At 23.8% G+C, this 12171-nt stretch carries 12 protein-coding genes; all 12 read left to right on the top strand.

Annotation, left to right across the window (positions count from 1 at the left end; genetic code table 11):
- Positions 1-45: 45 nt before the first annotated feature.
- Positions 46-189: a cyclic lactone autoinducer peptide gene (locus BN346_RS21050; RefSeq protein ID WP_074432740.1), complete on the top strand. Its 144-nt coding sequence runs from the start codon at positions 46-48 to the stop codon at positions 187-189.
- On the top strand, positions 189-791 hold the full coding sequence (locus tag BN346_RS18325; RefSeq protein WP_040330508.1) for an accessory gene regulator ArgB-like protein: 603 nt from the start codon (positions 189-191) through the stop codon (positions 789-791). Before BN346_RS21050 ends, BN346_RS18325 begins: the two co-directional genes overlap by 1 nt.
- A 279-nt stretch (positions 792-1070) precedes the next feature.
- Positions 1071-1724 carry a response regulator transcription factor gene (locus BN346_RS18320; RefSeq protein WP_040330507.1) on the top strand — a complete coding sequence of 218 codons (654 nt, stop codon included), beginning with the start codon at positions 1071-1073 and terminating at the stop codon, positions 1722-1724.
- Positions 1725-1726: 2 nt separating this feature from the next.
- The gene (locus BN346_RS18315; protein ID WP_040330506.1) at positions 1727-3139 is read left to right on the top strand and encodes a sensor histidine kinase; all 1413 of its coding nucleotides are present in this window, start codon (positions 1727-1729) and stop codon (positions 3137-3139) included.
- Positions 3129-3821, top strand: coding sequence for a hypothetical protein (locus BN346_RS18310; RefSeq protein ID WP_040330504.1), 693 nt, complete (start codon positions 3129-3131; stop codon positions 3819-3821). Before BN346_RS18315 ends, BN346_RS18310 begins: the two co-directional genes overlap by 11 nt.
- 94 nt (positions 3822-3915) lie before the next feature.
- Complete coding sequence (locus tag BN346_RS18305) at positions 3916-5082, top strand: hypothetical protein (RefSeq protein WP_040330503.1); 1167 nt, start codon at positions 3916-3918, stop codon at positions 5080-5082.
- Between the two features lie 403 nt (positions 5083-5485).
- The gene (locus tag BN346_RS18300; protein WP_040330502.1) at positions 5486-5956 is read left to right on the top strand and encodes a GNAT family N-acetyltransferase; all 471 of its coding nucleotides are present in this window, start codon (positions 5486-5488) and stop codon (positions 5954-5956) included.
- A 44-nt stretch (positions 5957-6000) separates the two neighbouring features.
- Positions 6001-7044: an aldo/keto reductase gene (locus BN346_RS18295; protein ID WP_040330501.1), complete on the top strand. Its 1044-nt coding sequence runs from the start codon at positions 6001-6003 to the stop codon at positions 7042-7044.
- A gap of 116 nt (positions 7045-7160) precedes the next feature.
- Positions 7161-8069 (top strand): MerR family transcriptional regulator, encoded by a 909-nt coding sequence (locus BN346_RS18290; protein ID WP_040330499.1) that lies wholly within the window; start codon positions 7161-7163, stop codon positions 8067-8069.
- A 1052-nt stretch (positions 8070-9121) separates the two neighbouring features.
- Positions 9122-9745, top strand: a complete 624-nt coding sequence (locus BN346_RS18285) for a CDP-alcohol phosphatidyltransferase family protein (protein WP_040330497.1) — start codon at positions 9122-9124, stop codon at positions 9743-9745.
- Positions 9745-10617: a phosphatidylserine decarboxylase gene (locus tag BN346_RS18280; protein WP_051540513.1), complete on the top strand. Its 873-nt coding sequence runs from the start codon at positions 9745-9747 to the stop codon at positions 10615-10617. Before BN346_RS18285 ends, BN346_RS18280 begins: the two co-directional genes overlap by 1 nt.
- An 822-nt stretch (positions 10618-11439) precedes the next feature.
- On the top strand, positions 11440-12042 hold the full coding sequence (locus BN346_RS18275) for a DUF2284 domain-containing protein (protein WP_040330496.1): 603 nt from the start codon (positions 11440-11442) through the stop codon (positions 12040-12042).
- Positions 12043-12171: the final 129 nt, after the last annotated feature.

Below are 12171 nucleotides of genomic sequence, written 5' to 3'. Positions count from 1 at the left end.
AAATTATAGTGGTAAAATATATGTATAAAGAAGGGGGAGATAATTATGAAACAAGTATCAAAAAAATGTGGAAGTATGTTAGCAGAAATGGCAAGAAAGGTGACAACTGCAAGTGCTAATACAGCATGTCCATTCTTAACATATCAACCTAGATTACCAGAAAGCGCAAAAAAATTACGTAAATTCTAATGAAACTAATAAACCAAAGTAATGTTACGAATTGGCTAATAATTAAAGGTTTTGCAAATGAAGAAGAAAAGGAAATTATTGAATATGGATTATACCAAGGGTTTCTAATGTTAATAAACATTTTGACAACATTCTTTTTGGGGTTTATATTTAATGTATTTTGGCAAAGTATAATATTCCTAATATCCTACATGTTACTTAGAACTTATGCTGGTGGATATCACGCGAATACAAAAAATCGTTGTTATATACTATCTGTAGTTATAATGATAATATGTTTCTTTTTAATAAATAACTTTGAACTTACAATGAAGTTTGGAGTGCTATTAAGTGCTATTTCAGGAATTTTGATTTTTACATTAGCACCAGTAGCAAATGATGTAAAACCTTTAGAAGAAGTAGAAGTTAAAATATACAAAAACAAAGCAAGAAAAATTTTTGTTATAGAATTTGCAATTGCAATTATAGCAGAAATGTTAGGAAAAAATGGTATATTTGACACCATTGTATTATCAATATCAACGACATCAATATTGCTTGCTTTAGGATATTTAAAATACAATGTACTATTAAATGTTAGTCAATTAAATACAAAAGAATAGTTAAGCTCAGATTTAATTATATATAGTAATATTTAAATATATAAGATTTTATATATTTAAATATCTGGAACTATAAAAATTAATTGAACAATTTTAATATCTATAACTTTTACAAAATTTACTATAAAGACACACTATAATTTTCAACATTAATGGACTATTGAACTGATCTAGTTTCGATAGTCCATTAATGTTTTTTTATGAAATAAAAAATTACAACTTATATACATTAGGGGTATAGAATTAGAAGGATAATAAAAATATGGGGGATTAAAATATATGTTGAATATTTTAATTGTTGAAGATGATAAAGCTATTTCAAATTTAATTTGTAGTAATCTAAAATCAGAAGGCTACATGTGTGATTATGTTTATGATGGAGAAAAATCTGTTGATATGATAGATAAAAATAAATACGATCTAATATTATTAGATATCATGTTGCCGAATGTAAATGGCTATGAAATTATGGAATATGTTAGATATCTAGATATTCCAGTAATTTTTATTTCTGCTAAAAGTCAAGTTGATGATAGAATTAAGGGATTAAAATTAGGAGCAGATGATTATATAGTTAAGCCTTTTCAGATTGGAGAACTTCTAGCAAGAATAGAATGTGTATTGCGTAGATCTAATAAGTTTCAAAAAACTATATGCATAGATGATGTAAAAGTAGAGTTAGATTCACATATAGTTTTAAAAAATGGAAAGCAAATAGAATTAACTATTAAGGAATTTAAATTATTGGTTGAACTTATAAGAAATAAAAATATTGCACTATATAGAGATAAATTGTATGAAAATGTTTGGGAAGAAGAATATACAGGGGAAACACGTACATTAGATTTACATATACAAAAATTAAGAAAAAAACTGGATTGGAATGAAAAAATTAAAACGGTATTTAGAATCGGATATAGATTAGAGGTTTAATAATGAAAGTATTTACAAAAATATTTTTATCAACAGTAATAGTAATATCGCTATCGTTATCTCTATTAGAATATTACATGATATCAATCAATTTTAAAAATTTAATAGAACTTGAAATGAATAATACTCTAAATAATTTTAGAACTATGAGATTTATATTGCAGCCTAATATATCTATAGTAAATAATGTTAGTGGAAATGTGGAAAGTATATTATCTAAGATATCTTCACAAGCTTCTAATCTAGTTAGAGATAATTATTTTATGTCAATTTATGATAAGAAAAATAATGTAGTATTTTCTAATTCTAATAATAAATATAAAATAGATAAAATTTCTAATATAAATGATGGGAAAATACACTCAGTAATAAAAAAAATAGAAAATGATTATTTTGTTGTAATTTATGCAAATTTACAAAATAGTAAACAAAGTTTAAGTCTTATAATGGAAAAAAATATTACCAATATTTTTATAGAAAAAAATAAAATGGAGATAGAATGTAGATATATTTTTTTGATAATAATGGGTATAAGTACAATGATTATGTTTGTAACAACTTATATTTTAACTCGTCCAATCAAGGAATTAAAGCACATGAGCATAAAAATTTCTAATGGAGATTATAGCAAGAGGGTTCGCATAAGAAGCATGGATGAAATTGGAGAGCTTGGATATACATTTAATAACATGGCAGATAAAATTGAAGAAAATATAGAAGAATTAAAATTACAAGTAAGACAAAAAGAAGACTTTGTAGCAAATTTTACGCATGAATTAAAAACACCATTGACTTCCATAATTGGTTATGCTGACATGCTTTATAGAAATAAATTAGAGCAAAAACATGTAAGGGAAGCTGCTGATTATATTTTTAATGAGGGTATGAGATTAGAAGGATTATCTTTTAAATTGATGGATTTAATAGTTCTTAATAAGCAAGAATTTTTGAAGGAGATTATAAATATTGAAGAATTTTTTAAGGATATAGAAACTAGTATTGATCCAATTACTAGTGAGAGAAATGTAAAGTTCACAATAAAACATGATTATGTATATGTAAAAATAGAGTATGATTTATTAAAAACACTTATTTTAAATTTAATTGATAATTCTATAAAGGCAAATAGTAGTGAGATTAATTTAATAGGAGAAAAATGTAATGATAAATATATAATATCAATAATTGATAATGGATGTGGAATTCCTAATGAAGATATAGAAAGAATAACAGAAGCATTTTATATGGTGAATAAGTCAAGATCAAGAGAATTACATGGCGCGGGATTAGGGCTTGCATTAGCTTCTAAAATTGCAAAATTACATAATACACAATTAGTTTATAAAAGTACAATTGGAGAAGGAACAATTGTAAGTTTTTCACTTGTTATGGAGGGGGAATTAAATGAAAACTAATGTTGTAAGTATTTTAATTTTTGTGGTGATCACTATAGGGATATTAGGTGTAAATATTATACTATCAGACATTTTTTTTAGTAAACTAGAAGAAAATATAATAAATAAAGAGAAAACTATTAAAGTAGAAAGTACAAATGTAGTAAATAATAAAAAATATTATTATTTAGATAGAACTATAAATTTAGCATACATTAAAACAGGGGATGAAGAAGTAGAAGTAAACTTAAGTGAAGATAAAAACCTTGGCATTGAATTATTAGATGGTGCAATTGGAACATTTATTACAAGAATTCAAATATGCAAAGATATTTTTAATGAAAGACCAAGTAAATGGAATGAGTATAATTACAATATAAAAATTTATAGAAAATATTCAAGGGAAGAATTTCCTGATTTATATGTAGATAATGTAGAAATGGCAATTGAAAAATATAAGATAATAGGTACGATTAGTAAAGATGATGTAATGGTATTAAATTTACAAGTTTCAGGAGAAAATCTAGAGCAAATTGATACACATAATGTTATGAAAGAATTAAAAATATACTATGAATATTTTACTGGGGAAAGTTTTATTATAAGCAAAGATGAAAAATCTGCTGTTAGTGAAAATGGAAAATATGGATTCAAGTTGGAAAATGATAATAAAAAATTAAATGTTTCTTTATATGTAATTTAGTTAATATACAACTAATATACAACTAGATGACAAGAAGTAAACAACTCTTTGTTAAGATAAATATAATTTATTAAATAATAAGGAGGAGATTTCTATGAAAGGAAAAAATTTAATTGTAATTAGCATTATATTAGCTAGTACTTTAGGAGGAACAGCATTAGCAAAAGGTGGGAATGTAGAAGAATGTAAATATGAAAGTGGTAAAAATTATTTGATGGAAAATTATGTAGAAGAAAAACATAGTTATAAATTTCCTAACAAGTATCAAAATGAATTTGAAAAAATAACATTCGAAGCTGAGGTTATAGTGGAGAATGTTGGAGAATTAAAATCTTTTTATAAGTGTAATGCAAAACCACAAAGAATAAATAGAGATAAAGCATTGAAAAAGTTTTTAGGTAAAGAAAATATAAAAAAAGTATATGAGAGTCAAGAAGATGTAAAAGGGGAAACGACAAGTGTTTCTTATGAAGGCGAAAATGGCAACACAATCTCATTTGGAGACATACCTTCATCATGTAATTATAGAAAAAATGGTTTATCTAAATATTTATTGAATGCATTTAGATTACAAAGTAAAGACTCAAGATATAATGCTGATAAATTTTCATTAGATAAAGAATTTGAATTTTCAACAAGGGAAGAGGCATTTGATAATATAAAAAAAATGTTAACAGATATAGGAATAGAAATAGGTTCAAATTATAAAGCTTACTCACTTGACTATAAGACAATGAGAGATGAAGAATATGTAATGGATGTTAATGGAAATGAAGATAGAAGTAAATATAAACCTTCATGGACAGAAGAAGATAATGCATATTATTTTGTAATAAATCAAGATTATGAAAAATTGCCAACATATCATCCTTATTTCAATGTGTTTAAATCAAAAGAAGAATCAAACGCACCAATACAAGTAATATATTCTAAAAATGGAATTGAATACTTAGAAATAGAAAATGTAGTGGATTTTTCTTCAAAGAATAGTGAAGTGGAGATACTTCCCTTTGAAAATATAATTGAATCTATTAATAATAAAGCATTTTTAAATGAAGATGATAGAACCTTTAAGGTTACAAAAATGGAATTAGAATATATGGTAGATACTTATAATGGAAGGAAAGATGGAATTTATAAGGTAAAGCCTATTTGGATGGCTGATGTTGAAGAAGTAAATAAAGAATATAAATGTGAATTCCCAATAATTATAGATGCTGCAACAGGACAAATAATAGATAATTATTGTGAAAATTTTTAATTCAGTATATAAAATATAACTAAATTATAAGTGTTTTAGAAAAAATAGAAAATTATAAAATAACAGCTTTAAAATTAATAAATGTGTTATTAAAAATTTGAACTTGCAACCCTATAAAAGGCTAAATTTAAAAATAAAGGAAAAATAGTTTTAAAATGAAATATTATTTTAAAACTATTTTTTTGAGTAATTTAATTTAAAGTATCATTTTATATTTTTATAAAACATAAAGTAATTTTAACTTTAAAACTTTAAAAGCATTATGAAGTGTAGGGTTCATTTGAAGAAATATAATATATTTAAAAAAGAAGTACCTATATATTTTTGTTGATTAAATGTTAAAGAAAAATACATAATCAATATATATATATTTCATAAAATGTAAAAATGAGGAGTGTTGTTTATGAAGTATATATTAAAAAAGAATGTAGATAAAAGAATTATTAACAAATCTATTTATGACATTAGAGAAGTTAAGTTAGAAGAAGAGGAATTAAAGGTATTTTTGAAAACATATTTACCTAAGTTTATGGCTAATTCATTAGATCCGGATTTTGATCCATCTAAGCCAGAGAAATATATAGAAAACTTATTTGTAGGGAAATTAGGTGATGTGAATACATTATATACTATTTGTGCTTATGACAATGAAAAACCAGTAGGGATTTTGATAAGAATAGTAGATAAAAATATGATGTTTCATATATATACAATAGGAACTTTGGAAGCGTATAGAAATAAGGGGGTAGCTTCTGAATTATTGATAGAATGTATAAATGATATGTTTGAAAATGGGAATATGGAAGTTATTTTGGATGTCCATAGTGATAATATACCAGCATATAACTTGTATGAAAAATTTGGCTTTTGTTAAATTTTCATTACAAGATTATTATTATAAAAAATAGGAGTGATTTTATGGGAATTAAAGGTTATGCTACTATTGAAGGAACAGAAAATTACTTTAGAATGAAAAATATAAGTTTAGAGAAAACTAGGTTAAGTAAATATTTTAGAAGTTTACCTATGGCTATGGGAACTTTTATGGGAGATTTTTCAGAAGTTGATTCTAAAAAGTATGAAGAATCTTTGATTTATGGTCTTGAAAATGGTGTTAATTTTATTGATACGGCAATTTGTTATAGGGGGATGTTATCAGAAAGAGATGTTGGAAAAGTGTTGAAAAACATGATTATTGATAACAAAAAAATAGAAAGAGATGAAATTATAGTATCAAGTAAAGCAGGGATTATATTTGGAGATATAACTGTTCCATTAAGACCATTAGACTACTTAGATAATATATTTATAAAGGAAGGTATATTAAAAAGAGAAGACGTAAATATAGATGAATCTAAAAATTTCAAGCATACATTAGCACCTAATTTTCATAAATATGCTATTGATAAAAGTAAAGAAAATTTAGGACTAGATACTATAGATGTTTATTATATACATGAGCCAGAATGGTCTAAAAGTATAATAGGTGAAGATAAATTTTATAAACAGCTAGAAATTCTATTTGAATTTTATGAGAGGCAAGTAGAGTGTGGAAATATAATGAACTATGGTATTGCTACTTGGTCAGCACTTACATGTAATGAAAATAATTTAGAGTATTTATCATTGGAAAAAATAGTTAATATAGCAAGGCATATTGCTGGGGATAAACATCATTTGAAATTTTTACAATTAAACTATAATAAAATTAACACCAATGCAAACACTTTAAAAAATCAGAAAGTACATGGAAGTTATTATACAGCTATTGATGCAGCTAATGAACTGGGGATTATAGTAAATGTTAATGGTCCATTAAATCAAATGAAAGATATAAAAGAAAAAAATTATTCTACAGAAGAAATGTTGAAATTTATTACAGACACAAAAGGTGTACATGCTTCTATGATAGGAAACAAAAAAATTGAACATTTAAAAGAGAATATGAGGATTTTTATATAGAATTAATCAATTATAGATTATAAAAAGGTATTGCAATTGACGCGACGACAAGTGATATTATTTTCTTATGAGGTACTTCAGAGGTTAAAAAATATTAAAAAAATAGGAGTTGAATTATGAGTTTTAAACTAATTCACGATTTATCAGAAGAATTAAGTATAACAAGTCGTACATTGAGATATTGGGAAGAGAAGGGGCTTTTAAGGAGCACAAGAGATCTACAATCTGGTTGGAGAATGTATGATGACAAAGAAGTAGATAAAGCAAGTATAATTAAATTTTTAAGGGGATTTAATATTTATTTGAAAGATATAAAGGTTATACTTGAAAATAATGATTTAGAAACAATTATAAAGGTTATAAAGAAACGTATTAATAAATTAAATGATGAAAATATTGAAATTATTAGAGAAAAAGAGACATTAAATAATCTAATTTTAAAATTAAATTTTATGACAGCGTTTAAAGATGAATCTAGAAAAATTGTGGATATAGAAAAAATACTTTTACTTCAAATTCCTTGTAATAATATAGGAGATGATATTATGGAAAATAGTATTAAAAATTCAGAAGTAATGAAAATAATTAACTTACCTGAAATGAGGATAGCTTTTTATAATGTAATAAGTTCTTCACCAGAAGAAGAAGCTTTAGAGAAAGTATTAGAGTGGGCAGAAAGAGAAAATTTAATGGGTACAGCAAGGATTTTTGGATTTAATACTACTGAATATAATAAAGATACTGAAAAGTATGGATGGGCTGCTAGTATAACTATTCCTGAAGATATAGAAATACCAAAGTATATGGAAGAAAAAAGGTTGCCAGGAGGATTATATGCAGTATTGAGTAGTACAAATGAAGTATATGATTCATGGAACTTGTTAATAAAAATATTAGAGGAAGACAAAGAATACACTTCGGATTCAAATAGACCATGTTTAGAAGAGCATATACTAAAAATAAAGAATGAAAAAGGAACATGGGAATTTTATTTAAATTTATTAGAACCAATAAAAAAGTTATAATAAAAATATAAAAAAGAAAAGCTATCTTAAAAAGGGTTTAAGATGGCTTTCTTGATTATAAATATATGAATAAGTTTACATAAATAGTTTTAAAGAGTTAATTTATTGAATTATTAAAATAGTAAGTTTTAATAATATTAGAGGAATATTTATGATATATCATTGTAACTACTCCACTATGTTAGTATAATAATATATACATGAAAATATATATTAAAAAACAATAGAAAATAGTTTGTAGATAATGTAATAAATTTTATTATAAATGAACTTTAATTATGATTAAATTGATATTAAACATGACAACTTGTATTAATTTATAAGGAAACAAGTTAAAAAACTGAAATTATTCTTATTTCAGTTGGGAATTCTAATTAATTGAAAATGGAAAGTTGAAAGTGAATGTAAAAATTGGAGATCCAATTTTAAAGAGTGATTTTTTATTAGATGTGCAAAGCAAATTATTTGAAAACAATATAAAAATTTAGTTTTTAGGTATTTCTATTTTAAATATTAAGAACGAAGTGAGTAATATTCACCATCAATATTCACTTTTCACTCTTACTTTTTAATTGGTTTCCAACATTATAATAGGATAAATTGTAAGTTTAATAATATCATTTGATAAAGATGTTATTTAAACTTTGAACTTGAAACTTCATATAGGGTTCCAAGTTCATCTTCATAATTATTAGTTCCAAACCTTGGATACCCTTAAGAGTGAGACTAGCTCGGAATTATTTTATAATAAGCATTTCTTTTGAAAGTAATATATTTACAGCTAAAAGAATAGTTTTGAATTCGAGCTTGTTTCCCTATAGAAGTACCAGATAATATTAGGGTCATAAATATAATATATTTATAATAGAATGTTGATAAGTCGACAAACTAATTTAAAATTAACAATAGGAAATAAGCTAAAAATTTAACTTATAAATATCAATATAACTGTTTTAAGTGATTATTCAAAGTTATTATTAATAAACAGTATATAGTAAGTTAACGTATTAGTGAGAATCCTATAACAAGCTCAAATAAGTAGGGGGAAAAGAATGCTAGGTTTTTATAATTATACGGTTATTTTAACATACATGGGACTAGCCTGTTCTTTTATAGGAATGGTAAATGCATTACAAGGAAATATAAGAATTGCATTACTATGTCTTATGTTATCAGGTCTATGTGATATGTTTGATGGTAAAGTAGCTCGTACTAGAAAAAGTACAGATTTAGAAAAAAGATTTGGAATTCAAATAGATTCATTATGTGATCTTATTTGTTTTGGTGTATTTCCAGCTATAATAGGATATGGAATGGGAATAAGAAGTGTATTTGGATTATTCTGTATGTTTATATATGTACTTTCAGCACTAATTCGTTTATCATATTTTAATGTTATGGAAGAAGAAAGACAAAATGGAACAACTGAAAAAAGAAAAAATTATGAAGGGTTACCAGTTACAACTGTGGCAATAATTATTCCAGCAGTATTTTTATTAAAATTAATCAATGGTATTCCATTTGCAATTATTTATCCAATTATATTATTAATATTATCTGGTGCATTCACAATAAAATTTAATGTAAAAAAACCAATTGGTAAAGAGGTTGCATTAATGGTCAGTACTGGAATGATAGTATTTATATTAGTTGCTAAATTTGGAGGTAGACTATAGTGTATGGAGTAACTCGTAGTGGTGAAAAAATATTTTACGATACTAAGCAACAAAAAACTTTAGAATTTATATATGGGACTAAAATAGGAAGAATAATATTAAAAGTTATTTATAGACCTTTTATATCAAAAGTCTCTGGAATATTTTTAGATAGTAGTTTATCTAAATTTATGATAAAGAAGTTTATAAAGAAAAATAATATAAACTTAGAAGAGTATGAAGTAGAAGATTATAATTCATTCAATGAGTTTTTTACAAGAAAAATAAGAAGTGGCAAAAGAATTATAAATAATGATAAGAATATATTAATAAGTCCATGTGACAGTAAGTTATCAATTTATAAAATAGAAAGTGATAATAAGTTTCATATTAAGGAAAGTCATTACTGTGTTACAGATTTATTAGATAATGCAGAAATAAGTAAAGAGTACATGGATGGATATTGTTTAATCTTTAGATTAACAGTTGATGATTATCATAGATATTGCTATTTAGATAATGGTGTAAAAGATAAAAATATTTTTATTAATGGTGTATTACATACTGTTAATCCAATTGCAGATAAAAAATATAAAATATATAAAACTAATTGTAGAGAGTATACTGTATTACATACTAAAAATTTTGGAGATGTAATACAAATGGAAGTTGGAGCAATGATAGTTGGAAAAATTACTAATTATCATGATGAATATACTTTTTCAAAAGGGGAAGAAAAAGGTAAATTTGAATTTGGTGGCTCAACCATAGTTTTATTATTTAAAAAAGGTGTAATAAAGATAGATGAAGACATAGTTATAAATAGTAACAATGGTATTGAAACTATAGTAAAAATGGGTGAAAAAATAGGCTCAACGATTATTGATAAATAATCTTTCAATATTTATATAAATAAAAAAACTAAGCGAAACTGCTTAGTTTTTTTATTTTAAGATTAAATTAAGGTAAGTGTTATTTATAGTTAAGAAAGGATATGTATTATATATTACATAAGGTTAGTAAAAACATTACATGAATGTAATGAAGAATTAATATAAAAACATAGTTTGAAATTTAAATAAAAAATATAATATAAACATAAAATAAATTAATTTTTAGGAGGAATATAAAATGAAAAAGGTAATAGAAATAGTGAAAATAGTAATGATAGGTATATTTGTAGATGCAAGAATGTTATTAGATTAGTTAAAATAAAAAATTAGGAGGAATACAAAATGAAAAAGGTAATGGAAATAGTGAAAATAGCAATAATAGGTATATTTGTAGATGCAAGAATTTTATTAGATTAGTTAAAATAAAAAATTAGGAGGAATACAAAATGAAAAAGGTAATGGAAATAGTAAAGATAATAATGATAGGTATATTTGTAGATGCAAAAATGTTATTAGATTAGTTAAAATAAAAAAATTAGGAGGAATACAAAATGAAAAAGGTAATGGAAATAATAAAGATGATAATAATAATAGGTATATTTGTAGATGCAAGGATATTATTAGATTAAGATATTAAGAGGTAAAAAGTAATGAGTAATAAATATTATATAAAAATATAGAAAAGCTTTGATTAAATAAATAAAATCAAAGTTTTTTTATATTTTTATAATTTATAATATAAAATATAAGATTAGTTAAAAGCTAAAATGCTATATAATAAGGTTGTAAATAAATAAGAGATTAAGTTGGAGGAATATTATAATGTATAAAATAGAGTTGATAATAGAAAAAATGAAAACTACAGATTTACTAAAAGAATATTGTGATAAGGAAAAATTTATAGGTTTTTGTAAAAAATGCAAAAATTATAATAAAGTATGGTCATGTCCACCAGTTAAATTTAACAGTGATGAATATCTAAAAAGATATGATAATGCATATATTATAGGAACTAAAGTAATATATGATGAAAAAACTATAAAGAACACTAATACTGAAGAAAAAATTTCAAAAGTTACAGAAGAGACTTTTCATGATGTTAAAAAGTTATTGGCTACAATTTTTTTACAACTAGAAAAGGAATACGAGAACACAAAATTTATATCAAGTGGTGTTTGTGATATATGTAATGAATGCTCAAGAAGTTTAAATAATCCTTGTAGATATCCTGATAAAATGAGATATTCCTTTGATTCGTTTGGTATGGACTTAAGTCGTATATCATTTAAACTTTTAAATACTGAAATTAAATGGAGTAAGGGCCAATTGCCAGAATATTATACTTTGATAAGTGCATTTATGACTAATAATGAAATAGATAATTTAAAAGAAAAAATAGAGAATCATATAATTAAATATAATTAAAATAGAACTTAAAAATAACTATAATAACTTTATTATTATAGTTATTTTTATTGCTTATATGATATAATTATAAAAAAAATTACAAGAAAATTGATTTTCTAAATATGCCTATATAAAATTAACTTTAAA

It is taken from the genome of Clostridium ihumii AP5 (assembly GCF_000612845.1).
Classification (GTDB): Bacteria; Bacillota; Clostridia; order Clostridiales; family Clostridiaceae; genus Clostridium_J; species Clostridium_J ihumii.
This window is presented reverse-complemented; position numbering and strand designations above follow the sequence as displayed.

Coding starts and splice junctions, on each gene's coding strand:
- BN346_RS18310 (WP_040330504.1), top strand. CDS start 3,129: ATGAAAACTAATGTTGTAAGTATTTTAATTTTTGTGGTGATCACTATA.
- BN346_RS21050 (WP_074432740.1), top strand. CDS start 46: ATGAAACAAGTATCAAAAAAATGTGGAAGTATGTTAGCAGAAATGGCA.
- BN346_RS18275 (WP_040330496.1), top strand. CDS start 11,440: ATGTATAAAATAGAGTTGATAATAGAAAAAATGAAAACTACAGATTTA.
- BN346_RS18300 (WP_040330502.1), top strand. CDS start 5,486: ATGAAGTATATATTAAAAAAGAATGTAGATAAAAGAATTATTAACAAA.
- BN346_RS18305 (WP_040330503.1), top strand. CDS start 3,916: ATGAAAGGAAAAAATTTAATTGTAATTAGCATTATATTAGCTAGTACT.
- BN346_RS18285 (WP_040330497.1), top strand. CDS start 9,122: ATGCTAGGTTTTTATAATTATACGGTTATTTTAACATACATGGGACTA.
- BN346_RS18320 (WP_040330507.1), top strand. CDS start 1,071: ATGTTGAATATTTTAATTGTTGAAGATGATAAAGCTATTTCAAATTTA.
- BN346_RS18290 (WP_040330499.1), top strand. CDS start 7,161: ATGAGTTTTAAACTAATTCACGATTTATCAGAAGAATTAAGTATAACA.
- BN346_RS18315 (WP_040330506.1), top strand. CDS start 1,727: ATGAAAGTATTTACAAAAATATTTTTATCAACAGTAATAGTAATATCG.
- BN346_RS18295 (WP_040330501.1), top strand. CDS start 6,001: ATGGGAATTAAAGGTTATGCTACTATTGAAGGAACAGAAAATTACTTT.
- BN346_RS18325 (WP_040330508.1), top strand. CDS start 189: ATGAAACTAATAAACCAAAGTAATGTTACGAATTGGCTAATAATTAAA.